The sequence below is a fragment of the Lonsdalea populi genome, from assembly GCF_015999465.1.
GTDB lineage: Bacteria > Pseudomonadota > Gammaproteobacteria > Enterobacterales > Enterobacteriaceae > Lonsdalea > Lonsdalea populi.
In genome coordinates this window covers 1297086-1321813 of the sequence record NZ_CP065534.1, presented here as the reverse complement: position 1 = coordinate 1321813, position 24728 = coordinate 1297086, and the positions used below count along the sequence as shown (strand labels likewise).

The window sequence follows — 24728 nt, the reverse complement described above, 5'->3', positions numbered from 1 at the left end:
CGCCGTTGCGCCCGGCAAACCAAGGAGAAAAGATGAGTAAAGCATCCGCTGCCGGCCTCACGGCCAGCGAAGCGCTCGACAAACTGGAAACCCTATACGACGACGCGGTCGCCTCGCTGCGCACGGCGATTAGCGCTTTTATCGACGAAGGCACGCTGCCGGACGCCTCGGCTCACGCCAAAGGTCTTTTTGTTTATCCTGAGCTGCGCGTCAGCTGGGATGGACGCTCTCCCTCTGAGAACAAAACCCGTGCCTATGGTCGGCTGACGCACGGCGGCTGCTACAGCACCACCCTCACCCGCCCCGCCCTGTTTCGCGGCTATCTGTCCGAACAGCTGGAGATTCTGGAAAAAGAATACGCCGCGACGATCGAAGTCGTGCCTTCGCAGCAGGAAATTCCCTATCCTTACGTTATCGATGGCGCGAATCTGGGGCTGAACCGCTCGATGAGCGCCGGGCTGGCGCAGTATTTCCCCACGACCGAACTGGCGCAAATCGGCGATGAAACAGCAGACGGCCTGTTTCATCAATCCAAAGAAAATTTTCCGCTCTCCCACTTTGATGCGCTAAGGACCGACTTTTCACTGGCCCGCCTTAGACATTACACCGGCACGCCGGTCGAGCACTTCCAGCCTTTCATCTTGTTCACCAACTACACCCGCTATGTGGATGAGTTTGTGCGCTGGTCCTGCGAACAAATCGCGGATGAAAACAGCCCTTATTACGCGCTGTCCTGCGCCGGCGGCAGCTACACCACGGCGGAAACGCGCAATCCCGAGCAGGCGGGATCCGATCTGGCCTGGAAAAATCACCAGATGCCCGCCTACCACCTGCTTTCTCGCCAAGGTCGCGGGATTACGCTGGTGAATATCGGCGTCGGTCCGTCCAACGCGAAAACCATCTGCGACCATCTGGCCGTTCTGCGTCCACACGCATGGCTGATGATCGGCCACTGCGGCGGTCTGCGAGAAAGCCAGTCCATCGGTGATTACGTGCTGGCTCACGCCTATCTGCGCGACGACCATGTGCTCGACTCCGTTCTGCCGTCGGACATTCCGATCCCCAGCATCGCCGAAGTGCAACGGGCGCTTTACGACGCCACCAAGATCGTCAGCGGCATGCCCGGCGAGAAGGTGAAACAACGCCTGCGTACCGGTACGGTCGTCACGACGGATGACCGTAACTGGGAGCTGCGCTATTCCGTCTCGGCCCGGCGCTTCAACCTAAGCCGCGCCGTCGCGGTGGACATGGAAAGCGCGACGATCGCCGCACAGGGTTACCGTTTCCGCGTGCCTTACGGCACCTTGCTTTGCGTGTCCGACAAACCGCTGCACGGCGAGATCAAACTGCCCGGACAGGCCAACCGCTTTTATGAAGGCGCAATTTCCGAGCATCTGCAGATCGGCATCTGCGCGGTCGATCTGCTGCGATCGGAAGTCGATCAGCTACACTCCCGCAAGCTGCGTACCTTCAACGAGCCGCCGTTCCGCTGATCCGCGCGGCGGTGTCAGTCCTGCCCAAATCAGCAAGGGGCCGCCAGCGGCTCCTTTTTTATTGCTCCGGTTTCACCCGCTCTTCTCTTCGCCCCTCCCCAGCCAATGGACGCGCCCCTTCGTTTCGGAGGCCGCCCGGTTATTGCTCAAAAAGAAAACCCCGGCTTTCGCCGGGGTCGGGACCGTATCTCGGCCAATGTCCGCAGACAGGACACATGACGCTCAATGCGGATTAGAAGTCCACGTTGACGCCCAGTTGGAACGTTCTGCCCGGCATCACGGCCAACTGCTGGTCATAGGCGTCCTGATTGTTGGCACTGGTCAACTGACGGCTGCTCAGATAATCCCAGTATTTACGGTCGGTCAGGTTGTAGACGCCGCCGCTGAGTTTGATGGTCGGCGTCACACGCCAGTAGGCGGTCAGATCCACCAGGCCGTAACCGGGGACACGCATATACTCGGTCGTGGAATCGGCGATGGCCATGCCCGAATTGGTGTAGGTCTCACGGTTGGTCGCCGTCGCCTGTTTGCCTTTCTGGAACGTCGCCGTCAGCGCCGCGCCATAGCGGTTATCCGGCGCATCCCAGCCCAGCCCTACCACCGCTTTCATCGGCGCAACGCTATCGAGGTCGATATATTTGTCGCCGGCGTAGCTGGACTTGGACTGCCCTTCGCTATAGCCGACCGCCAGCGTAGTGCTTAGTCCCTGAAGCGCGTCGAACCAGGTTCCCCACTGCACTTTGCTGCTGAACTCCGCGCCGTAAATGAAGGCTTTGTCGCGGTTTTCTGACTGGTAGGCAATGTTGATATTCGACGGCACGTTGGAGAACTGGTCAGGGTTATTCGCTCGGGTATAACGCGTATAGGCGATAAAGTTCTTATAAGTGTTGTAGAACAGCGCTGAGCGGAAGGTCACCCCTTCGGTCATTTCTCCTTTCAGGCCCAACTCATAGTTGTTGCTGGTTTCCGTGTTCAGCTCGCTGTTGCCGATCAGCGCATACTGCGACGCTCCCGCGTAGGACGAGCCCAGCCCCCACGATCCGTACAGCTGGCTGGCATCCGGGAACTGCGCGCCGCGCTTGTACTGAATGTAGCTGGTCAAACGCGGCGTCAGCGCATACTCAAGACTCAGAGACGGCAAGACCTGTGTGTCGCTGTAGGTGCCATAGAGCTTTTCGACATCTTCCGTCGTGATCGCCGTGCTGTTGTCGGTCAGACTGCTCAGATTCTGCGGTTTAGTCCGCTGATAGGCGACGCGCACTCCGGGCGTGATCGACAGCGTTTTGCCTGCGACGTCCATCTCCATACGGTCCTGAATGAACCCGCCCAGGCCATCCGTGCGGCTGTCCGCTTCCGGCTGCATGATGGCGTAGTACGTGGTCTGTGCGGGATTTTGAGTGAACGGACGCTGGGTATCGGACTGCTGGACGTTAAAGCCCCAGTTGAACTGATGCATACCCCACGTTTTCATCATGGTGGTTTCCGCGCCGTAGGTATCGACGTTGTAGTCAGAATTGACCGTATACATACTGCGGGCGGTCAGCGGCATGTAGGTTTCGTCTTGGGTTTGGGCGTTCTGGTAGTAGATGCGCGAGTCGATGGCGTCTATCCATGAATCCACCGAGGACGCCGTCCAGTTATGACGCAGACTGCTGCTCCAGCGGCGGGTGTCGCTGTCCTGCTGCGCGTTGCCTAAAATCGAATTTCCCGTAGCACTCCAGGAATCGTAGTTCGAATGGGACGTCTTGGTGTAGTACTCCAGCGTGCCGGTGAAGCGGTTCTGATCGTTCGCCTGCCAAATCCCCGACGTCATTACCGACGTGGAGTGCCAGTTCATCGGATAAGCAGACAGCACGCCGCTATTATTCTGGGTTTCCTGACCGTCGCGACGGCTGATCACGACGATACCGCGCAGCGTCTCATCGCCGGCCGCCGCCGTGATGCCGTTGTGCCAGCTGCGATTGGACGAGTCATAGTCGCTCTGATAGCCGAAATAGGTGTGTTTTGACGACGACAGGTATTGGTCCGGCGATTTAGGGCGGAAGGAGACCGCGCCGCCGATAGCGTTATTGGCGCGCTCGATGCTCGTCGCCCCTTGATCGATAGTCACCAAGCCGTACATGTACGGATCGATGTAATCACGACCGATCCCGAACGTATTCAACCCGGCGCGTCCGGCATAGCTGCGCGCGGTGGCGTTGGGCAACGGGATGCCGTCCACGTCGATGGCGACGCGGTTGCTTTCGAGGCCGCGAATGTTATAGCCGGTGTAGCCGGAGCGGTCGAATCCGCTCTTGCCGTTGCCGGAACCCGAACTGGAACTGGTGGCGCTGACCAGCGGCTGATAGCGCATGATCGTGCCGAAATCATGGCCGCCGTTCTTCTGTAATTCGCCGGCGTCCAACGTGACGCGGCTCCCCGCCTTGGTGTCGACGGGTGCAGAAATCACCGTAATCTGCTCGCCCGGATTGTCGTCCCGCAGCGTGGCAGCGGAATCCGTCGCTGCCAGAGTGGCAGAGGTGGTCTGCGCTTTCTTGGCAGCCTGCGTTTTATCGTCGTTATCCGATAGCGCGGCCAGCGTGTTAAACGTCGTGCCGGTCAATACGCCCGTCAGGATAAGCCGGATTGAACCTGAGAGATGTTTTTCTTTTGTATGCAAGAACATACTGAAACCTCAAATGTTGAAATCGTTATATTCTTGCTCACTCATTGCTTTGCAGTATTTGCTTATTGTTTTTGTAGTTATAACGGCGCGGTCAGCTCAGCGTTTCTGCCTTAGCCGGCACCCCGTCCGATAATCCATCCAACGATATTCCCATTCCGATTCAACGCCGCAGAGAAACCTGCGGCGCTGCGGTTTCACGGTGAGGGCTGACAACGACGTCGGCGTGATACCAACGTTCTATCGCCGACTGGGTGATAACGCCCTCCGGCACGCCTTCCGCCACGATCCTGCCGTCGTGCAGCAGTACTATCTTATCCGACCATAACGAAGCCAGATTCAGATCGTGCAATACGCAGCACACCGCCAGCTTTCCCGTCGAGGTCAGCGTTTTCAGCAGACGAAGCAGCTGCTGTTGGTGATACAAATCCAGCGCCGACGTCGGCTCGTCCAGAAACAGCCACCCGGCTATACCATCAGGCCGCCACAGCTGCGCCAGCGACCGTGCCAGCCGCACCCGCTGCTGTTCGCCGCCGGACAGCTGCGGATAAAGCCGACCGCGCAGCGTCTCACAATCGGTCAACGCCATCATCTCGTCCAACACCCGCTCACTCGCGCCTGACGGCCACGGCGAACGCCCCATCGCGATGACGTCTTCCACCCGAAATTGAGCCTGCAGCACGCTGTCCTGCCGCATTACCGCACGCTGACGGGCCAGTATGTTCGGCGTCCATTCCGCCAGCGGGCGACCGTTGAGTCTGCACTCACCCCCGAGTGGAGAAAAAAAGCCCGTCAGCAGGCGCAGCAACGTCGACTTACCGGCGCCGTTAGGGCCGATCACCGTCGTCAATTCGCCCGGCGTCAACGTCAGCGACACGTTGGACAACAGCTGTCGGCCGCCCAAACGGTAGCTGACGTTGTGAGCGGTTAAGCACAGTTCCCCCGTCTCAGCCATGTTTACGCCTCAGAATCAGCCATAAAAACCACGGGCCGCCCACCAGGCTGGTCAACAGCCCCACCGGCATTTCCGCCGGAGCCACCATTGTCCGCGCCAGCGTATCGGCCAGCAGCAGCAGGAGCGCGCCGCCCAGCGCCGATCCGGGCAGCAGCCATCGATGATCCGCGCCCAGCGTGATACGGATGAGATGGGGCATCACCAGACCGACAAACCCGATAATGCCGCTGACCGCCACGGCGGCCGCGACCAGCACGGCGCTTAGGATCACCACCTGCCGCCGCGTCCGGCGAACGTCGACGCCCAGGTAGTGCGCCTCTTCGTCGCCCAGTTGGAGCAGGTTGAGACGCCGGGCCAACCGCTGCAAACATCCGGCGCAGGGCAGCACCAGCGTCGCGACCACAATGACCATCGACCACTGGGCCTGTCCCAAACTGCCCATCCCCCACAAAGACAGCTGGCGCAGCTGCTGGTCATTACTGATCCATGACAGCACGCCTGTCGCCGCGCTGCACAGCGCGTTGATGGCAATCCCCGCCAGCAGCAGACGAGAAAGCGGACTGCCGGCGGAGACGCTGAGCGCAAACAGCAGCAGCATGATCGCGGCGCTGCCCACAAACGCCGCCAGCATCGGCCAGTACAGCGCCACCATCGCCGGTAATGCGAGGGGAAACACCACGGACAGGCCGACGCCCAGCGCGGCGCCGCTGCTGACGCCGAGCAGTCCGGGATCCGCCAGCGGATTGCGAAACAGCCCCTGCATCGCCGCACCGGAAAGCGCCAGCGCGACGCCGACCAGCACGGCCAACAGCACGCGCGGCAGACGGATGTTAAACCAGACCTGCCACGGCAGGCTCTCCGACGACGACGTCATCAGTTCCGACAGCGTGATCGGCATGGCGCCGATGTTCGCCGCGATAATCGTGAGCAGTCCGGCGGACGCTGCCATAAGCAGCAGCGTCATCGAGGGATTAAACCTCACGGCTGCGCTTCCACCGCGTTACGCAGACGCAACAGCGCCGCTGGCGTATCCAGATCGAATCCCAGCATCGCCATGTCGTCGACGACCAGCAGACGCTTGTGTTGGCCCGCCGGCGTCAGCGCCAGACCGGGCAACTGCCAGATACTGGCTTCGCCGCCGAGGGTTTTCACGCCCTGACGGCTGATGACCACCCAGTCCGGCCGGCTGGCGACCACCCCTTCCTGAGATAACGGCTGATAACGGCTGAATCCCTGCATGGCATTTTGCAGCCCTGCCGCGCGGATCGCGGCGTCCGCCGCCGTGTTCTGCCCGGCGCCCATCGCCGACATGCCGCTATGGCTCAGAATGAACAGGACCTTGACGGGCAGGGGTTTCGTCGGCAGCTCGGCGAGTTGCTGATTCACCTGCTGCACCAATGCCTGCCCTTCTTTCTCCTTCCCTAACGCCTGGGCGATAACCGAGATCTTGGCGGCGATGCTCGCCACATTCTGTCCGGCGGGCACGGTCACTACCTTCACGCCGCTTTTCGCAATCTGCTCCATCGCGGCGGAAGGCCGGGACAGCTCGCTGGCGAGAACCAGCGTCGGCGTCATCGCCAACACGCCTTCCGCATTCAGCTGCCGCATGTAGCCGACATCCGGCAGCGCCAGCGCTTCTTTCGGATGCAGGCTGGTGCTGTCGCGAGCGATCACATCGCCGCCCGCCTGCAGAGCAAAGACAATTTGCGTGACGTCGCCGCCAATGGTCACCAGCCGCGTCGCCGCCAGCAGCGAGAACGGCAGGAATAGCGCCAGCGTCAGAAGGATTTTCTTCATGCTACGGCTCCCGGCGTCATCAGCGATGACACCTGCCGACGCCACTGTACCTGCTCCGGCTGCCCTTCCGTGCGCTGACCAAACAGCTGCGCAATCTGCGTGCCATCGGCGGCGAACAGTTCCAGACTGGTGACGACACCGTCGCGCGTGGGCTTACGCGTGACCCAACTTTCCGCGATAGTGTTGCCCTGCAAGTGCAGAGTGAATGCGGCGTTGAAGACATTTAGCCAGTGGTCCATCGGCACCACTTTCTCAATCACGCCGGTAAAGATCTGAACGCAGCCTCGATTGCCGACAAAGATCATGATTTCGTTGCCGTCCTGATGCGCTGCATTCAGCAACGTCACCAGCGCCTGATTGTCCACCCTACAGGCCAGATCGTCGCTCACGTGGCGGAAAGCCTGCTGACGCGTCAGATTGTGCCGTTTCAGCAGTGGGAAAAACTCATGCACGTCTTGCATCTCCCGCCACGCTTGTTCCAGCCGCGCGGCATCGACGACGACGTCAGACGCGGGTGAGGAATAAGGCGTGAGCGCCAACGGCGCATTGTCGGAGGCGGTGAAACGCTCGACCATTTCCTGCCATGCCGTCCAGTCGGTGTGCTCCGTGCCATAAACCTTTAATACGGCGTCGCCCTGACGGTCATAGAACTGAATACTTTGGCGCTCGCCGCGCGCGGTCTGCTCGATAAAGAAAAACACGCTGGCCCACTGTTCGGGGAACACACGCAAGTCCAGACCACGTGGATTCAGCACCACTCCCGCGTGTCCGCCAATGCGTTGATTGCGATAAAACCCGATCTGCTCATGCACGGCATATTCGTTCCGCGTGATGGATTTCGTCTCCCCCACGCCTTCAAGCGCCGCCAGAATGTGACGCGGTTCATCGATCAGCCGACGTGCTTCGTGACCCACGCGCAGGTAAGAGAGCTCCGCTTCGCTGATATTCATCAACTGGGCCAGTTCACGCGCGTATTTTTTAGGATGCTGCTCTTTAAGTTGCAGATAATGTTGATAATCGTATTTCATGAGTAGAAAGCTCCGACATTCGCACTGTCTTTTGGCAGGATTGTTTTAGGTGACGACACCGACGGTAATGATAACTATTACCATTGGACTAAACTTTTGACAAGCCAATATTGACTGCATGAAGACACCTTAATTCCACATTTAATCAAGGGGTTATCTCCGATAAACTCATCAATAATCGGATGAGCTGATTAAATAAAAAATAAACGCCTCCCCCAAAACCGCATTATTTTTTTATCTTATAAATAACGTCTCAACGAAAATGAACTATAACTCGGAATATATTTATTCATTATTTATTGCTCTTATACTTCATCATTGTCATTGCTATTAACCTGCTGAAAACGGGCTGATATTTTTATTATCATCTCCCACCCCCTATTTATATTTTGGGAGAATAAGTCTATCGCCTTGTTTTTCTAAAAATATGACGAAAATTCGTTAATTCTGCGTGGAGCATATGAAAAAAACATCCAGAGCGTCGCTGTTTTTTCAGCTATTGAGCGGTCATTTCCAGTCTGAAAAAATAGGGTTTGAGAATAAGATGAAAGCGAAATTTTTGTTGCGCTCGCTAATGCTGCCATTCCCAACCTACTACTTTCTGGGCGGGATATGCGCCATGCCTTGTATGCAGAGATTAATTAAAAGGCATCCCTGTCTGCCTACGAAAATTCATCGCCCTTATCTGCATGTCGGGCTCAATGCGACCGAGCGGGCTAAAGCGATTTGCCACCACTATACCTTCGTGGAAAGCCTGTCTTCGCAACGTCTGCATGATGCATTTTTGAGCGAATCGCCCTGCCGTCTGGCCGAATTTTACGGTAAAGAGGGCGAGAAATTCGCCATCGTCAGCAGCGTGTGGCGTTATGACAAGGAGGGCGAAACGACCCTGCAGATAGGGATGGAGGAGACGCCGCTGCTCTCATTATCATTCAGTATCGTTAATATCATGGGTCAACCCGCCATCGTCATTGGCGGCCTGCAGGGTAAAGGCAAGCAAACAACCCGAGATCGGATCAAGCAGGCGACAAAAGCCTGCCACGGTTTGTTCCCCAAACGGTTGTTGGTTGAAAGCCTACTGATGTTAGCCAATTTCGCCGGGATTCGCCGCGTGCTGGCGGTAGGCGATAGCAGCCATGTTTATCAGAGTCAGCGCTATCATCGCAGCAAAAAAAAGGTGCTGCTTTGCAGCTACGACGCGTTCTGGACCTCGCTGGACGCCGTCCCCACGCACGACAGCCTCTACCGGCTGCCGCTGCACATCGCCCGTAAACCACTGGATGAATTGCCCAGTAATAAGCGCGCGCAGTACAAGCGTCGCTATCAGCTGATCGATAACCTGCATACGCAGCTGGCGAACAATCTCAGCGCTGAAACGGCTGGCAGAGCGAATCATCCGGATCGACCGCCCATAAAAAAAGCCAGTGCAAAAGCACTGACCTGAAAAAATGAATGTCGAATCAGTCGACGTTACGCCAGCTTTTACTGGCGTCATGACGTTCTTAACCTCTAGGATCCTGGAAATGAGGGCCGCCGCCATGACCACCGCCGCCGTGACCGCCCCCCCACGGGGGTGGGAAGAGGCAGCCGCTCAAAGTTGTTAGCAGCGCCAGTAAACTTGCCAGTTTTAATACACGTTTCATTTTTAACCTCATCTGACTACCGTTTTGCCGAATCATAGTGAAGCCGGCCCCCGGCCAACAAGCGCCTTATTCTTAAAAACCTGCCTATTAATAATGGGTTAGACTATTTACGTTTCATCCTCACCAAACAAACAATTTCCTTACATTATTCCCCGAAAAACAGGCTGCCGGTTATACGGTTTTAGCAACGGACGCACTATAAACGGCAAAGGCGGATAAAGCGTTACCCCTCCATCCGCCTTTCATCCGCCGAGAAGTCAACTCGCGGGCTTATGGCTGTTCCACGACGTTGTAGAGCACGTTACGACGCTCCAGCATCTGGCCGCCATCACGCGTCAGCGGCACCCAGCCTACCGAACCCCGGTTCGTCGTCGGCGACGTGAAGAGGAGATTGAACGGTATGGAGACATAGAATCCTTTGGTAAAGCTCCCTTCCCCATACTCTTTGGCGCTGACGTTGGTTTTTGTCGCAAAGGCGCCCGCAACAATACCGCTGTCAAATCGGCGAGACAGATCGACGGTAACGCCTTTATCTCCCGCCAGATAGCGACCGACGCTGATTTTCGCCAGCCCGCCTTTAATGAACGGCAACGCCCAGTAGGTGGTCAGATGGCCGGTGGCCACGCTGTAGTCCCCGAGGCGCATCGTATCGTTCCAGTCACGTTGCTTGACGTAGTTGACATCCAGCCCGACGGCCCAGCTTTTTCCATAGGGCCGATACAGCATTTCGCCGCCGACGCCGGCATACATCATCTCCAGATAGCCGCCGTAGACCTGCGTGTACCAGTCCCGCGCCGGATGATCGGTGCGCGACAGTTGGAGATTGGTCAGCAACACATCGGACGAAGTGACGTACTCACGTATCCAGGTGCGGACGCGCGGCAGCTTGGTGTCCTGAGGCGGCGTTGTATAGTTGAACTTGTCGTAGTTATTGAACAGGTTAACGTTGACCGTTCCGCCCATGCTCCAGTGGTCGGAGAGGTACAGATCCGCGTTGGCGTTAGCCGAAACCTGATACATATAGAACGACTCCGCCCCCCCGATGGACTGCGACAGCGCTGGCGCCAGGGAGTACGTCAACCGCTTGGGCTGGGTATGCAGCACTTCGTGACCGCGCGGAGGCGCTACCGGCTCCGCAGCAAAGGCATTCGGCTCCGGCTGCCCCAGAGGCGTCGACGCCGTTTGCAGCTGACGAAACGCGTTCGCGTCAACGCGGGTGCTGTCAGTCGGCAGATGGCGGTTTTCCCTGACGATGTGATATTCACTGACGCTGTCCGGCACATGATTAGCGAGTACGGTGGCCGCCCGGCGGCTGAACTCGGTGCCGTCCGGATATTTGTACTGCGGGCTGACGACGGTGACCTGCTTGTCGTCCGCATAAATATCCGGCTGGCCGAGGCCGGCCTTCTCATCCAGCTCTTTCGCCACCCGTTTCCAGTCCGTCCCACCTTGCAGGTTGCTGACCGGCGCATAGACTGGCGGCGCATCGTCGACAAAATGCGGTCTCAGCTCATTAAAGTTGGTGCGCAGCGTGAAGCCCCACATCAACGTGTTGCCCCGCTCCCAGGACAGTGAGGTATCCAGAATATCGCCGATCCGATAGACCATGCCCACGTTGATCGGCGAATCCTGCTTGATACGCTCTCTACGTCCGCGGTCTGCGGCTTCATCGCTGTAGTCGTTGCCGTCATACTCCAGCTTCAGACGCAGCGGGTCCCACGGCGTCTGATATTCTATACCGCCGAAGATCGCCGCCGGCCCGTGGAAGAGGTTGTTCACCTCAAACTGTCCGGTATCCGTAGAACGGGTGCGCTGACAGAAACTCTCCTTCAGCTTACAGGCGGGGTTGGTGATATTGCCGCTCTGGGCCATATTTCCCCAGCCGAGGCCCAGCGTCAGATCGAACGGTCCCCAGCGTTTGCTGGCCGCCAGATATTCACTGTCGAACAGGCCGGTCCCCGCGATATCGCGCAGCCCCAAAGACACCTGAGGCAACCAGCGATCTTCTTTCCACAGTCGCGCCTTAACGTCGAACCCTTTGTCTTTATAGGTTTGCGATCCGCTGAAGTTGGGATCGGCGCTGTAAAGCCGGGTACGAATGTCGGTATAGCGCACCGTCGTTTCCAGCCAGTCGAGCAGCTGTAACGAAACGGCGTAGCGTCGGTACTGATCGTTATCGCGATAGCTAGCGCTGAACTCGCCGGTTTCGGCCATGCGCGCGGTCGGCATTTGCAATAGGCCCACGCCGCCAAAGTCGGTCTGAGACACGCCAGCGGGCTGGTAGTAATGATTTTGGTTGGTGACCTCGGGTATTTGACGAGTCGAGTCTGCCGCATCCGCCAACGCCGACGTGCTGAAAACGCTGCCGACCGCCAGAGAGAGGCAATTCAGTCTGAGAGTGTTGTTTTTAGCCATTAGTGTGGGATCCGGTTCGCAAGATAATCGGCAATCTGCTCGTTAACAGAGGACATCTCTCCAGGCAAAATCGCGGGATCAAAGCCGATAAACAGCGTTTCGCCCGCAGCGGGTTCGATATGTTGACGATTCCATATCGCCAGCGGCACCTTGCGCCACGTTCCCGCCCCTGAAATCAGATACCCCGTGTTTTTATCGCCGCCGGGAAGAACACGTCGGCCCTGAATATAGTTTTCAACCGACCAGCCGGCGCGCAGCGGAAGATCTTTGAATACCTGAGCCGTACCGATATCGATGTCCGTCCGAATCAGGCCGAACAGGAACAGCTGTTTGGAATAGGGGGCGAGATAGAGCTGATAGTCTCCGACCAGCGGACGATTGCTCTGTAGACTCAGGCGCACCCGGTCTGGGTCGAGCGCCGCCGGTATTCGGCCTGCGATAGGCACCTGCTTGAGCGCCTGCGCGACATACCAGGCTGCAATGGCGTAGTCACCCTCACCACGATCGCGCCACCACAGTTGCAGGCGATAGAGGTGATCCTGCAACGTCTGGCCTTGCGCGGCCACGCTGGACGTCATCGCTGAGTTAGCGATCAACGCGTTCTGCCAGTTGACGTCTGCGGGGAAAGGCGTTTTAGCATAAAACTGATCCAGGCGAACGCCGTCTTCCAGCACCACGGGGTCCAACGTGCGATCGCCATATTTTACCGTAAGCTGCGCCGCGCCCACCGTTCCGGTCATCAATAACAGCATGGCGGCCAGCCGATTGTGTAGCAACATAGAAGCGTCCTTACAGTGACTGAGCGTAGGATTTCAAAGCGGTAAACTGAACCAGCGCCATATCCGGCCCCATGTATTGACGGCTCTGTATCACCTGACCGGTGCTCGCATTCAGCCAATACTGGTTGGTATAACGTTGGTTCAACGCGGGAACGGTCACGAGCTCATCGAAACGCACGGTTTGGTAGGTTCTGCCGAGGATAACCAACGGCTCGCGGCCGCGGTTTTCGAACGAAGAGTTCAGTTCATAACTGCCCCGCATCACCTGCGACCAACTGACCTCGGTGCGCCAGCGCTTCGGCGTTTCCGGCTTCAGCAGGCCCAGAAACAACGGATCCTGCTCCTGATTGGCGACATGCTGGATGTCTTCGCCGAACCCCTGCGTTTTCACCACCCGTCCGGCATGCGTCGCGACCAGATTTTTGTCCGCCGCGACCCACTTCAATTGCCCGTTATCGGCAAACGCCAGCACCATAAAGGCGCGCGGGGCTTCGCCGACCTTGATATAGGCGGAAGCATACGGCACCTTCGCCACCTGCTGCGGCGTGAGGTCGGTGTCGCTCTGTCCCCAGACGGCCAGCTTCATCGTTTGGCCCAACAAAGCGAATTGTTGCGAACACCCCGTCAACATTAAAGAAAAAAGTGGAACAGCAATCAGCGCACGGGTTCTGCTACCTGATAGAATTTTTATCATCGCTCTGGTTCTCGCCTGAATCCCCTGAAGCAAAAGAAAGGCCACCTAAGTGGCCTTATTGTTATCTCAAGCCCATTAACCCTGGGTTGATGTGACTGTTGAGGTACTGGTGCCCGTGCTGTTGGACGTGCTGCTATCATTCGCAGCCGCCACGGTAGCGGCAGCAACGGCAGCCGCCGCTACGCCGACACCGACCACCGTAGACGTACCGACGGCAGCGGAAGCGGCGCCTGAGCCGCCCGCGCCACCGAGCAATTCGCCCACGGCCGCATATGCACTGGAGGACATGGCCAAGGCCAGTACCGCAGTCATTAACGTTTTTTTCATCACAATTTCCTTCTTTCCTGGGAAGTACTTCAGGACAGGAGAAGACCCAACTCATGGCCTTTCCTGCCCTACTTTTCAGCTGATTTCTCAGCCAAATCGGGCATTCACTGTCCTTAAACTCGGGGGAGATCACCATAATGAAAACGACGTTACATCATGATGCATGTAACAACTGCGCAGCCTTGAATTCAATAAACACAAAAATAGAGATACTTGTTAACAACATACAGGAAGGGAATGACATTTCGCTTATTAGTTTTACTGCGTATTATTTTTTCGGAGCTGTCCGATAAGAAACGAAGGGTATGACAAAAAGTGAAACAACCGGGCGGTAGACGCCCGGCTGGAAAGTATCAACGCAGCGTTTAGTCCAACCATTCGGTGTGGAATACGCCTTCTTTATCCGTGCGTTTGTAGGTGTGGGCGCCGAAATAGTCACGCTGCGCCTGAATCAGGTTCGCCGGCAGCACTTCAGAACGGTAGCTGTCGTAATAGGCGATAGCCGCCGAGAAGGTCGGAACCGGGATACCATGCTGTACGGCGTAGGCGACCACGTCACGCAGCGCCTGCTGGTATTCGTCCGCAATCTGCTTGAAGTACGGCGCCAGCAATAGGTTGGCGATGGCCGCATTCTGCGCGTAAGCGTCGGTGATTTTCTGCAAGAACTGGGCGCGGATGATGCAGCCCGCGCGGAAGATCTTGGCGATTTCGCCGTAGTTCAGATCCCAGTTGTTCTCATCTGACGCCGCTTTGAGCTGAGAGAAGCCCTGCGCATAAGAGACGATTTTGCCCAGATACAGGGCGCGGCGCACTTTCTCGACGAACTCCGCCTTGTCGCCGGAAAAGGCCTGAGCGGCGGGACCGGACAGCACTTTAGACGCGGCAACGCGCTGAGATTTCAGCGAAGACAGGTAGCGAGCGAAGACGGACTCGGTGATCAGCGACAGCGGTTCGCCCAGGTCCAGGGAGCTCTGGCTCGTCCATTTACCGGTGCCTTTGTTCGCTGCTTCATCCAGAATAACGTCGACCAGATATTTTCCGTCTTCATCCTTTTTGGTGAAAATGTCGGCGGTGATCTCGATCAGATAGCTGCTCAGTTCGCCTTTATTCCATTCGGAAAAGGTGTTCGCCAGTTCTTCGTTGCTCAGGTTCAGCGCCTGCTTCAACAGGGAATAGGCTTCCGCGATCAGCTGCATGTCGCCGTATTCAATGCCGTTGTGCACCATTTTTACGTAGTGGCCCGCGCCGTCGGCGCCGATATAGGTCACACAGGCTTCGCCTTCCGCGCGCGCGGCGATTTTTTCCAGAATAGGCGCAACCAGTTCATAAGCCTCTTTCTGACCGCCAGGCATGATGGACGGGCCTTTCAACGCGCCTTCCTCGCCGCCGGAAACGCCGGTGCCGATAAAGTTGAAACCTTCGGCGGACAGTTCACGGTTACGACGGATGGTGTCTTTGTAGAAGGTGTTGCCACCGTCTATCAGTATGTCACCTTTTTCCAGATAGGGTTTGAGAGCAGCGATGGTTTTATCCGTAGCTTCACCCGCTTTGACCATTAACAGGATACGACGCGGCTTCTCCAGGGATTCAACGAATTCCTGAACGGTGTAGCAAGGCACCAGCTTTTTACCGGGATTTTCTGCAATCACCTCATCGGTTTTATCAGCAGAACGGTTAAAGACGGAGACGGTGTAGCCACGGCTTTCAATGTTCAGCGCCAGATTGCGCCCCATTACCGCCATACCGACAACGCCAATTTGCTGTTTGGACATTAAAGCAACTCCTGTTTGAAGGGTAACCTACCCGGGTCGTGGCTGACGCGCCACAGGCAATCAAAAGCGGCTGTCATGGTAACTCAGCTCTTCTCGAGTGGGTAGTTATTGGTTCGATAGGATAGGGTACCGCCCGGCATAAAACAGGCTCGGGCGGGAAGCTGTCGTCAGGCCGAGTGCTTAGCCAGCAGCTTTTCGATATTTTTCTTGAACGTCTTGCCCAGATCCGGATTGCGCAATCCGTAGGAGACGAAGGCCTGAGCGTAGCCGAGCTTACGACCACAGTTGAAGCTGCGTCCGGCCATTTCTACCGCATCCACCTGTTGAGTTTTGATCAGCTCGGCAATCGCGTCCGTCAGCTGAATACGGCCCCAGGCGCCCGGCAGAATGTTGTTGATGATAGGCCAGGCGTCCGCCGTCAGCACATAGCGGCCAACCGCAGACAGGTCCGAACCCTCCACACGCGCCAGCTTGGGCTTTTCAATCATCGACGTGATAGCCGACGTCGCGCCCGGCTGGGTCAGCGGCTGTTCGCACTCGACCACCGAGTATTCCGGCAGCGCTTCATACGGACGATGCTTCACCAGAACCTGGCTGTGACCGGTCTCTTCGAAGCGCGCCACCAGGCGGGCCAAGTTTTCCGTCGACTGATCCGCCGTGCTTTCATCCAGCACGACGTCGGGTAAGACGACCACGAACGGGGCATTGCCCACAATAGGATAGGCGCAGGAAACCGCATGCCCCAACCCGAGCGTTTGCCCCTGCCGCACGTTCATGATGGTCACGCCCGGCGGGCAGATGGCCTGCACTTCTTTCAGCAGCTGACGCTTGGCGCGCTCTTCCAGCAGGGATTCCAGCTCGAACGACGTATCGAAATGGTTTTCGATGGCATTTTTGGATGCGTGCGTCACCAGCACGATCTCTTTAATGCCCGCGTTTGCGCACTCTTTTACGATTTTCTCAATTACCGGGCGATCCACCAGCGGCAGCATCTCTTTAGGAATTGCCTTGGTTACCGGCAACAGGTTCATACCCAGCCCGGCAACGGGAATCACTGCTTTTAATGTCGTCATCTATCGCTCTCTTAAACAGTCAGCCATTTCCGTGGCACTTCCCTATCCGTGCCACACACTCTCTTAACCTTATACCTAATCTGAGCCAAAGAGATCGCGGGTAAAGACTTTTTCCACAACATCAGACAATTCCGGTGCCATGCGGTTGGAAAGGATCACGTCGGAAATCTGCTTGAACTCATCCAGATCCTTGATGACCTGGGAGTGGAAGAAGTTGTCTTCTTTCAGCGCAGGCTCGAAAACCACGACCTCGATCCCTTTTGCCTTAATGCGCTTCATCACGCCCTGAATGGCCGAGGCGCGGAAGTTGTCCGAACCGCTTTTCATCACCAGACGGTAGACGCCCACGACGGTAGGATTGCGCTTGATCACCGCATCGGCGATGAAATCTTTACGCGTGGTATTGGCATCCACAATCGCACGGATCAGGTTGTTGGGTACCGCTTCATAGTTAGCCAGCAGCTGCTTGGTATCTTTCGGCAGGCAGTAACCGCCGTAGCCGAACGAAGGATTGTTGTAGTGCTGGCCGATACGCGGATCCAGCCCGACGCCTTCAATGATCTGCTTACTGTCGAGCCCTAGCGTCTGAGCATAGGTGTCCAGCTCGTTGAAGTACGCCACGCGCATCGCCAGATAGGTATTAGCAAACAGCTTGATGGCCTCGGCCTCGGTGGAGTCGGTAAACAGCACCTGGATGTCGGTTTTAATCGCGCCTTCCACCAGCAGATTGACAAAGGTTCCCGCCCGCTCTGAACGTTCGCCGATGACGATACGCGAAGGGTACAGGTTATCGTACAGCGCCCTGCCTTCCCGCAGGAATTCCGGCGAGAAGATGATGTTGTCGGTCTCGAACGCTTCCCGCAGCTGACGGGTGTAGCCGACGGGCACGGTCGATTTGATGATCATCACCGTCTCAGAATTGTGCGCCAGCACATCACGAATGACCGCTTCGACCGAACTGGTGTTGAAGTAGTGAGTCTTGGGATCGTAATCCGTCGGGGTGGCGATGATGACGAAATCAGCGTCTTGATAAGCCGCAGCGGGGTCCTGCGTGGCCCGGAAATTGAGCGCCGGGTTACGCAGGAAATCTTCGATTTCTTTATCGACGATAGGTGAAACACCTTTGTTGAGCATGTCGACCTTCTCGGCAACGATATCCAGCGCAACCACTTCATTGTGCTGCGCCAGCAGCATCGCATTCGACAAGCCGACGTAGCCGGTACCTGCAATCGCAATTTTCATTTTCAAATCACACTCATCCAACGTGGCATATAACTAAAATCACAGAAGAAATGGCCGTGGGCAGTGAAAACCGGCCGCCCGCGCTTCATCGCCTCGATCAGAGACGGTAGAAACCTCGATACCAGTCAACAAACGCCTGCACGCCTTCGGCGACTTCCACCTGTGGGCGATAACCTGTCGTCGCAAAGAGGTCGTCGGTATCGGCATAGGTCTGATACACGTCGCCTGCTTGCATCGGCATAAAGTTTTTCTTCGCTTCGATTCCCAGCGCGTTTTCCAGCGCCGTCACAAAATCCATCAGCTTGACCGGGCTGCCGTGGCCGATGTTGTACACACGATAAGGCGCGGAGCTATTGGCCGGCGATCCACTTTCCACCCGCCACGACGGATCGGGCTGTAGAATCACCTCCGCGACACGCATTACGCCTTCCACGATATCGGTGACGTAGGTGAAATCCCGGCGCATGTCGCCGTGATTGTAGATATCGATCGGCTCGCCGTTCAGAATGTTCTTGGTGAACTTAAATAGGGCCATATCCGGTCGCCCCCACGGGCCGTAGACGGTGAAAAAGCGCAGACCGGTGGTCGGCAGGCCATACAGATGCGAATAGGCATGCGACATCAACTCATTGGATTTTTTGGTGGCTGCGTAAAGCGACACCGGGTGATCCACGCTGTCCGCCGTCGAGAACGGCGTTTTATGGTTCAGCCCGTACACGGAGCTGGATGACGCATAGACTAAATGGCCGACGCCATGATGGCGGCACCCTTCCAACACGTTGACGTGGCCGGTGAGATTGCTCTGCGCATACGCCAGTGGATTTTCCAGCGAGTAACGGACGCCCGCCTGCGCCGCCAGATGGATCACGCGATCGAACTTCTCCGCCGCAAACAACGCCTGTACGGCCTTATCATCCGCGATATCCAGTTTCTCGAAACGGAAGTTGTCCAGCGGCTCCAGCTCGGCCAGGCGCGCCTCTTTGAGAGAGACGGCGTAGTAGTCGTTAAGATTATCTATCCCGACAACTTCGTGCCCGGCAACACACAGCGACTGGCAAACATAAAAACCGATAAAACCGGCGGCTCCGGTGACAAGAAATTTCATCAGATGACTCATTGTTGTAGGTGAGATGAATCTGCGAATGATACCACCGAACGATTTGATGCCGAATCGGAACATTGGACGGTCTTGCTTCGATAACTCATTCACGCGGTTAATAAAAATGCAGTCTGCAGCAACGCCTCCGCAAAGGCGCCCTTCACGTCAGTCTCTGATGACACCCTGCGGCGGTCGTTCGCCCGGCGTCATTGATCCCCGGCGCGTTATTCACTCAGATAGCGAGGGATAGGCCCCAGCTTCCAGGTTTTTCCGTCAATATCCGTCTGATTGCCCTGCCAGTCCGTCTGCACCTTTTTCCCGCCGTCCAGCGGCACTTCTTTCTTGTCTGCGCCCACCGTCCACCCCACCAGCAGCTCTTTGCCGCCGTTGGAGAAGCGATAGACTTTGACGTCCGGGGCATCGACCACGGCGTGTTTGAAGTGCATGCCGGTCAGCATGTGGTTCATCACCGCCATCGCGCTATACGCGGGTTTAGGCGTGTAGTCCTGATAAAGCAGACCAAAATTATGCTCTTTGTTGGTCCCGTCCGCGCCATCGTTCACAAAGTCATACCAAAACGTGCTTCGAATGATGTTGAGGCGCTGGGCTTGGATTAAAGTCCTGAGCAGAAAAGCGGCCTGGACGGCTTCGCCGTTGGCGTAAGGGATCGTCGTCGAGGGCCAGCCGATCTCGGTGACGTACACCGGCGGGAACTGACTTGCCGGGCGCTTTTCCAGCTTGATATGGCTTTCCATCAGCCGGGAGACGCTGCCGACGTTGACGCGTCCCCCCATCGGAGTGAACGGCGAGTTTTTAGCGGGATAACCCACATCCGGGTCGAACGGCGACATGTAGGGGTGAATGCTGAAGGCGTCCATATACGGTTTACCGCCGTATTTGAAGATGCCTCCCGCGCAGTCGCCGCCCGCTCCGCCGCCCGCGCCGCCGCCGCCGCAGGCGATTACCGTCGAGTTTTTGTCGACAGCTTTGATGGCGGTGTACACCTGTTTTAAAAACGCCGTATACCCTTCCCAATCCTTGGTGCCAAAGGTCTGTGGACGCGGTTCGTTCCACACTTCCCAGTGCTTCACCGTCTTATGATAACGCGACACGATATTTTGGGCATAGTTGGCGAAGTGCTTGGCGTTGCCGGCGATAGGGCCGGGGTAAACGCGTTCATTGGCGTAATCCAGCACTACCAGCGGTTTGACCTTCAGCTGGCTCGCCAGTCGAAGATAGTTGTCCACGTAGCCGGGGTAAGCGAAACGCGCTTTGCTTTTTTCCACCGTGCTCCACGGGATCTCATCGCGGATCCAGCCGATACCCGCCGCCTTAATCAGCGGCATCGCTTTATTCGCGTCCCAGCGCCCCTGGCCGAAATGGGTATTCACGCCCACCGCATCGTTGAGTGGGCCAGTTGGCGGAATGAGCGCAACGTTACGTTCATCGAGTTTTTTATCGTTACCGTCAATGACGTTGATTTTGTACAGGCCCAGCGACGGAAACGTGATATCGACGGTAGGCGAAATTTCGCCGCCGTTATCACTGCTTTTCAGGACTTTTTTGAAAAAAGGAATCGCCAGCAGATTACCGAGATCGTCATATTGATAGGCCTCGACGACCGCCCCATCGTCGGGCAGTCCCTGCAACGCGAAATGTTTGGTCGTGAGATCGCTGTAGATATATTTATTGTTATCGCTGAAGTAATCCAGTTCGCTTTTACCTGCGGCCTGCGCGGCGAAAGAAGTAAAAACCAAAGATGACAATAAATATAAACACACGGTCGTTTTCTTGAAATTCTGCATATTGGTCTCTCACTTACCCAATAGTGGGCCGCATACGGTAAATGCAGCTCAACGAAACAACATCGGCACTAAGCTGTAGCAGCGCGAAACCCCATGTCCACACGTTCAGTATTCCATTATCAGGCGGGCGCTGCGTGACGCGCCCGCCAGCCGTTTCCCGCGAGGTTCGGCGCTCCGCCCGCCTCGGCCATCGGCTCAACGCGCTACGGGGAAAAGGCCGAAACCTCGCGCGGTAAGGCTACTCGGCAAGCATCGCCAGAATTTCATCCGTTTTCTGTTTCATCAGCGCGATGTCGTTTTTCGACTCGACGTTGAGGCGTACCACCGGTTCCGTATTGGAAGAGCGCAGGTTAAAACGCCAGGTGCCGAAAGCCATGCTGATGCCGTCCGTTTCGTCAATCGACTCCGCCTTCGCGGCATAGTGCGTTTTGACTTTATTGATCGAGGTGACCGGCTGTTGCAGGGTGACGTTGATTTCACCGGATGAGGGATAGGCCTCGATGCGGGACTTCACCATCTCCGCCAACGGCTGCTGTTTAACGCTTAACAACTCCGCCACCAGCAGCCACGGAATCATCCCGCTGTCGCAGTAGAAGAAATCGCGGAAGTAATGGTGCGCGCTCATTTCACCGCCGTAGATGGCATCTTCCGAGCGCATGCGCTCCTTGATAAAGGCGTGACCGGTTTTCGACATGATAGGTTGCCCGCCCGCGGCGGTGACGATGTCCTCGGTGTTCCAACTGAGGCGCGGATCGTGAATGATTTTACCGCCGGGATTTTTCTGCAAGAACGCTTCGGCCAGCAGCCCAACGATGTAATAGCCCTCGATGAAGTTGCCCTGATTATCGAACAGGAAGCAACGGTCGAAGTCGCCGTCAAACGCGATCCCCATGTCGGCGCCCGTTTCACGCACGGCATTCGCGGTGTCTGCGCGGCACTCCGGCAGCAGCGGGTTGGGGATGCCGTTAGGGAAGTGGCCGTCGGGCTGATGGTGCACTTTGATAAATTCGACCGGGACGTTCTTCTGCTGAAAAATCGCCTCGATGGCGTCAATAACATGTCCTGCCGCGCCGTTACCGGAGTTCACCACCAATTTCAGCGGCGTCAGGTTGTCGAGATTGATGTAGGACAGAATATGCGCGACGTAGGCGGGAAGCGTATTCTCTTTACGGTAGCCGCCGCGGGGACGCTCGCCGCTGGAAAATGCGTTACTTTCCGCGATGCGCTGGACCTCGCGCAGCCCGGTGTCGCCGCTGATCGGCCGCGAGTTTTCGCGCACCAGCTTCATGCCGTTGTAGTTGATCGGATTATGACTGGCGGTCACTTCGATGCCGCCGTCCGTATTCAGATGCGAGGTGGCGAAGTAAATTTCCTCCGTGCCGGAGAGGCCGATATCAATCACGTCGGTGCCCGCGTCTTGCAGCCCTCTGGCCAACGCCAACTTCAGGCTTTCGCTGGTCAAGCGGACGTCGCTGCCCAGCACAATCGCTTTAGGCTTCAAATAGTCGCCGTAAGCGCGGCCAATCCGGTAAGCGATGTCCTCATTCAGCTCTTCGCCCAACTGCCCGCGGATGTCATATGCTTTGAAGCAGGTCAACTGATCCATTACCGATACCCTCTATTAAACTCGACCATAGCGATCTTTTAATCTGACGATGTCGTCTTCCGTTATGTGATGCCCCGAACGCACTTCGATCATGATCAGGTCGATCTGTCCGGGATTTTCCAGCGTATGTACGCTATTCGTCGGGATCACCGTGGACTGGTTCTCCGACAGATAAAATTCTTTGTTATCCACGTTCACTTTCGCCGTGCCGCTGACCACAACCCAGTGCTCCGCGCGGTGGTAGTGCCGCTGTAGCGACAGCCCTTGCCCCGGATGAACCACGATGCGTTTCACCTGATAACGGTCGCCCGCGTCGATGTTGGAAATGTTGCCCCACGGGCGGAAGGAGTATTGGTGTTCGCGGAAATGGTGGCAACCACGAAGCTTCAGCGCTTCAACTACCTTCTTGACGTCCTGCACGCGGTCTTTGCGGGAGATCAGCAGCGCATCGTTGGTGTTGATCACCACGACATCCTCCAGTCCGATGGTGGCGACGAGCGCCGATTCGGAAGAGATATAGTTGTTGCACGAGTCGAAGGCGATCACCTCGCCCACGTTGACATTGCCGTTTTCATCTTTAGCGGAGACATCCCAGAGCGAAGACCACGAGCCGACGTCGCTCCAGCCCGCATCGATGGGGATCACCACCGCGTCGCTGGTCTTTTCCATCACGGCGTAGTCGATGGAGTCGCTCGGGCACTGCGCGAAGCTCTCCGCATCCACCCGGATGAAATCCAAATCTTTCTGGCTGCGTTCGATGCTTTCGCGGGTGAGCCGATAGATGTCCGGGCTGTGTTTCTCCAGCTCTTCCAGATATTTCCCCGCCTTGAACAGAAACATGCCGCTGTTCCAGCTGTAGCCGCCGTCGGCGACATAGGCTTCGGCTTTCGCCAAATCAGGTTTCTCAACGAAAGCGTCTACGCGGAAGCAGGAATCCGATAGTCCCTCGCCTTTTTTGATATAGCCATAACCGGTTTCCGGATACTCCGGAATAATACCGAACGTCACCAGTTGATTATTCGCGGCGTAGTGCACCGCGTCGATAATAGCGGCATGGAAGTGATCTTCTTTCTTTATCAGATGGTCCGCCGCCAATACCAGCAGCAAACTGTCCGGATCGATTTGATTAGCCAGATGCGCGGCTAACGCGACCGCAGGAGCGGTATTTTTTCCCACCGGTTCAAGAATAATATTATTGTCAATCTTGCCGATTTCTCTTAATTGCTCGGCGACCAGAAAGCGATGATTTTCATTGCAGATAACCAGGGGCGGTTTTATCGATATATTTTCGATCCCTTCAATTCTTGTCACCGTATTTTGCAGCAGACTTCCTACCGATTCGCCAATCGTTAAAAACTGTTTGGGGAATAATTCGCGGGATAAAGGCCATAAACGGCTGCCTGTTCCGCCTGCCATTACGACGGGAATAATAGTTAACATAGCGTATCCTGGAAAATATCTGAGTGGAAAAGAAGGCTACTGATTTTTCAGCGTCCGGCATTTTGGGTGCCGGCCCGCAATAAACGCCGAGATCAGCAGAAAAGTATCGCTGAGTTTGAATGCGCACAGATCGGATAACAGCCTTTTCAAAAAGACGTAATACCCTCTGACGCTGGGATATTGGCGCGTCGAAATAGCCAGATCCCATATTCTTTCTTTTCTTCTGAAGTCATTCATCGCCCCTTCCGTTCGGGACAGGGAGTGCATCAGATAGCAGGTGGTGCTCAGCGTGATCGCCACACCTTGATAGGCCAGGCGATGAATTCGGCGAAAGAAGCTGGTGTCGACGCCGTAGAGCGCATAGTGTTCGTCGAACAATGAGAGTCCGTGCTGGCGAAACTTGTCGACCAGCGAACGATGAATGATCAATCCCGAACCAATTGATACCGCAGAAAACGGGTCCAGGACTTCGGCATTAGCCACCACGGCATTGTGCGACATGGGGTAATAGGTTTCTTTATCGAATACCGAAATGATTTTCGGGCATTCGACATCCGCCTCCCCTTTCAATAGCGCCTGCTGAAATGTTTCGTTAATCGTAGTGTCGTCATCCAGCAAAACAAATTTTTCCGCTTCCGGATGAGATTGTATATAACGATTGTAAATCACGCTCAGAGAAGGGTTATCCAGACAATTAATCAATTCGACTTTTCCGAAACTGTCTTGAAGAGTATTGACGGAATGGGTATCCAGTTCGATCGTCTGCGGACCATTATTATGAATAATCAGCTTCGCGGTTTTAAAGTCATAATCCGCCAGCGTAGATAATGTCGTGGACGCTGCGATCTGTTTATTATAAAGCACGACGACAACGACATAATGGCAATGCATTATAGGT

The 24728-nt window shown here is 56.3% G+C and carries 19 protein-coding genes; 2 read left to right on the top strand and 17 right to left on the bottom strand.

The window, feature by feature from the left end; translation table 11 throughout:
* The first annotated feature begins 32 nt into the window (after positions 1-32).
* Complete coding sequence (locus I6N93_RS05885) at positions 33-1493, top strand: AMP nucleosidase (RefSeq protein WP_085685451.1); 1461 nt, start codon at positions 33-35, stop codon at positions 1491-1493.
* A gap of 232 nt (positions 1494-1725) precedes the next feature.
* Here the strand turns inward: I6N93_RS05885 and I6N93_RS05880 are convergent, their stop codons facing one another.
* The 5 genes from I6N93_RS05880 to I6N93_RS05860 all read right to left on the bottom strand — a co-directional run bounded on the left by I6N93_RS05880 (position 1726) and on the right by I6N93_RS05860 (position 7935).
* Complete coding sequence (locus I6N93_RS05880; RefSeq protein ID WP_085685454.1) at positions 1726-4158, bottom strand: TonB-dependent receptor domain-containing protein; 2433 nt, start codon at positions 4156-4158, stop codon at positions 1726-1728.
* Positions 4159-4318: 160 nt separating this feature from the next.
* Positions 4319-5110 (bottom strand): heme ABC transporter ATP-binding protein, encoded by a 792-nt coding sequence (locus tag I6N93_RS05875; RefSeq protein ID WP_085685457.1) that lies wholly within the window; start codon positions 5108-5110, stop codon positions 4319-4321.
* Entirely contained in the window at positions 5103-6074 is a 972-nt protein-coding gene (locus I6N93_RS05870) for a FecCD family ABC transporter permease (protein ID WP_099017404.1), read from the bottom strand. The genes I6N93_RS05875 and I6N93_RS05870 overlap by 8 nt, the downstream gene beginning before the upstream one ends.
* A gap of 14 nt (positions 6075-6088) precedes the next feature.
* Positions 6089-6907, bottom strand: a complete 819-nt coding sequence (locus tag I6N93_RS05865; RefSeq protein WP_085685460.1) for a heme/hemin ABC transporter substrate-binding protein — start codon at positions 6905-6907, stop codon at positions 6089-6091.
* On the bottom strand, positions 6904-7935 hold the full coding sequence (locus tag I6N93_RS05860) for a hemin-degrading factor (protein ID WP_085685462.1): 1032 nt from the start codon (positions 7933-7935) through the stop codon (positions 6904-6906). The genes I6N93_RS05865 and I6N93_RS05860 overlap by 4 nt, the downstream gene beginning before the upstream one ends.
* A 544-nt stretch (positions 7936-8479) precedes the next feature.
* On the opposite strand from I6N93_RS05860, the gene I6N93_RS05855 reads away from it, so the two are divergent.
* The gene (locus I6N93_RS05855; RefSeq protein ID WP_232100122.1) at positions 8480-9379 is read left to right on the top strand and encodes a VirK/YbjX family protein; all 900 of its coding nucleotides are present in this window, start codon (positions 8480-8482) and stop codon (positions 9377-9379) included.
* A 469-nt stretch (positions 9380-9848) separates the two neighbouring features.
* Here I6N93_RS05855 and I6N93_RS05850 read toward each other — a convergent pair whose 3' ends face one another.
* The 12 genes from I6N93_RS05850 to I6N93_RS05795 all read right to left on the bottom strand — a co-directional run bounded on the left by I6N93_RS05850 (position 9849) and on the right by I6N93_RS05795 (position 24721).
* Positions 9849-11993 (bottom strand): YjbH domain-containing protein, encoded by a 2145-nt coding sequence (locus tag I6N93_RS05850; protein WP_085685469.1) that lies wholly within the window; start codon positions 11991-11993, stop codon positions 9849-9851.
* On the bottom strand, positions 11993-12772 hold the full coding sequence (locus I6N93_RS05845; RefSeq protein ID WP_085685472.1) for a capsule biosynthesis GfcC family protein: 780 nt from the start codon (positions 12770-12772) through the stop codon (positions 11993-11995). Before I6N93_RS05845 ends, I6N93_RS05850 begins: the two co-directional genes overlap by 1 nt.
* Before the next feature lie 10 nt (positions 12773-12782).
* On the bottom strand, positions 12783-13358 hold the full coding sequence (locus I6N93_RS05840) for a YjbF family lipoprotein (RefSeq protein ID WP_309251255.1): 576 nt from the start codon (positions 13356-13358) through the stop codon (positions 12783-12785).
* A gap of 183 nt (positions 13359-13541) precedes the next feature.
* Complete coding sequence (locus I6N93_RS05835; protein ID WP_112092373.1) at positions 13542-13793, bottom strand: hypothetical protein; 252 nt, start codon at positions 13791-13793, stop codon at positions 13542-13544.
* A 365-nt stretch (positions 13794-14158) separates the two neighbouring features.
* Positions 14159-15565, bottom strand: coding sequence for an NADP-dependent phosphogluconate dehydrogenase (gene gndA, locus I6N93_RS05830; protein WP_085685479.1), 1407 nt, complete (start codon positions 15563-15565; stop codon positions 14159-14161).
* A 167-nt stretch (positions 15566-15732) separates the two neighbouring features.
* Positions 15733-16638, bottom strand: a complete 906-nt coding sequence (locus tag I6N93_RS05825) for a sugar phosphate nucleotidyltransferase (protein ID WP_085685480.1) — start codon at positions 16636-16638, stop codon at positions 15733-15735.
* A gap of 75 nt (positions 16639-16713) precedes the next feature.
* The gene (locus I6N93_RS05820) at positions 16714-17880 is read right to left on the bottom strand and encodes a nucleotide sugar dehydrogenase (protein WP_085685482.1); all 1167 of its coding nucleotides are present in this window, start codon (positions 17878-17880) and stop codon (positions 16714-16716) included.
* 97 nt (positions 17881-17977) lie between these two features.
* Complete coding sequence (locus I6N93_RS05815) at positions 17978-18985, bottom strand: NAD-dependent epimerase (RefSeq protein ID WP_085685487.1); 1008 nt, start codon at positions 18983-18985, stop codon at positions 17978-17980.
* Between the two features lie 218 nt (positions 18986-19203).
* Positions 19204-20784, bottom strand: a complete 1581-nt coding sequence (locus I6N93_RS05810) for a GH39 family glycosyl hydrolase (RefSeq protein ID WP_085685490.1) — start codon at positions 20782-20784, stop codon at positions 19204-19206.
* 238 nt (positions 20785-21022) lie between these two features.
* Entirely contained in the window at positions 21023-22390 is a 1368-nt protein-coding gene (gene cpsG, locus I6N93_RS05805) for a phosphomannomutase CpsG (RefSeq protein WP_085685492.1), read from the bottom strand.
* A 15-nt stretch (positions 22391-22405) separates the two neighbouring features.
* Positions 22406-23830, bottom strand: coding sequence for a mannose-1-phosphate guanylyltransferase/mannose-6-phosphate isomerase (locus I6N93_RS05800; RefSeq protein WP_085685495.1), 1425 nt, complete (start codon positions 23828-23830; stop codon positions 22406-22408).
* A gap of 36 nt (positions 23831-23866) precedes the next feature.
* Complete coding sequence (locus tag I6N93_RS05795; protein ID WP_085685498.1) at positions 23867-24721, bottom strand: glycosyltransferase family 2 protein; 855 nt, start codon at positions 24719-24721, stop codon at positions 23867-23869.
* Positions 24722-24728 lie beyond the last annotated feature (7 nt).

Bases quoted from the DNA above. Each gene is read 5' to 3' on its own strand.
- I6N93_RS05885 (WP_085685451.1), top strand. From the start codon at position 33: ATGAGTAAAGCATCCGCTGCCGGCCTCACGGCCAGCGAAGCGCTCGAC.
- I6N93_RS05880 (WP_085685454.1), bottom strand. From the start codon at position 4,158: ATGTTCTTGCATACAAAAGAAAAACATCTCTCAGGTTCAATCCGGCTT.
- I6N93_RS05875 (WP_085685457.1), bottom strand. From the start codon at position 5,110: ATGGCTGAGACGGGGGAACTGTGCTTAACCGCTCACAACGTCAGCTAC.
- I6N93_RS05870 (WP_099017404.1), bottom strand. From the start codon at position 6,074: ATGACGCTGCTGCTTATGGCAGCGTCCGCCGGACTGCTCACGATTATC.
- I6N93_RS05865 (WP_085685460.1), bottom strand. From the start codon at position 6,907: ATGAAGAAAATCCTTCTGACGCTGGCGCTATTCCTGCCGTTCTCGCTG.
- I6N93_RS05860 (WP_085685462.1), bottom strand. From the start codon at position 7,935: ATGAAATACGATTATCAACATTATCTGCAACTTAAAGAGCAGCATCCT.
- I6N93_RS05855 (WP_232100122.1), top strand. From the start codon at position 8,480: ATGAAAGCGAAATTTTTGTTGCGCTCGCTAATGCTGCCATTCCCAACC.
- I6N93_RS05850 (WP_085685469.1), bottom strand. From the start codon at position 11,993: ATGGCTAAAAACAACACTCTCAGACTGAATTGCCTCTCTCTGGCGGTC.
- I6N93_RS05845 (WP_085685472.1), bottom strand. From the start codon at position 12,772: ATGTTGCTACACAATCGGCTGGCCGCCATGCTGTTATTGATGACCGGA.
- I6N93_RS05840 (WP_309251255.1), bottom strand. From the start codon at position 13,358: ATGAAGCTGGCCGTCTGGGGACAGAGCGACACCGACCTCACGCCGCAG.
- I6N93_RS05835 (WP_112092373.1), bottom strand. From the start codon at position 13,793: ATGAAAAAAACGTTAATGACTGCGGTACTGGCCTTGGCCATGTCCTCC.
- gndA (WP_085685479.1), bottom strand. From the start codon at position 15,565: ATGTCCAAACAGCAAATTGGCGTTGTCGGTATGGCGGTAATGGGGCGC.
- I6N93_RS05825 (WP_085685480.1), bottom strand. From the start codon at position 16,638: ATGACGACATTAAAAGCAGTGATTCCCGTTGCCGGGCTGGGTATGAAC.
- I6N93_RS05820 (WP_085685482.1), bottom strand. From the start codon at position 17,880: ATGAAAATTGCGATTGCAGGTACCGGCTACGTCGGCTTGTCGAATGCG.
- I6N93_RS05815 (WP_085685487.1), bottom strand. From the start codon at position 18,985: ATGAAATTTCTTGTCACCGGAGCCGCCGGTTTTATCGGTTTTTATGTT.
- I6N93_RS05810 (WP_085685490.1), bottom strand. From the start codon at position 20,784: ATGCAGAATTTCAAGAAAACGACCGTGTGTTTATATTTATTGTCATCT.
- cpsG (WP_085685492.1), bottom strand. From the start codon at position 22,390: ATGGATCAGTTGACCTGCTTCAAAGCATATGACATCCGCGGGCAGTTG.
- I6N93_RS05800 (WP_085685495.1), bottom strand. From the start codon at position 23,830: ATGTTAACTATTATTCCCGTCGTAATGGCAGGCGGAACAGGCAGCCGT.
- I6N93_RS05795 (WP_085685498.1), bottom strand. From the start codon at position 24,721: ATGCATTGCCATTATGTCGTTGTCGTCGTGCTTTATAATAAACAGATC.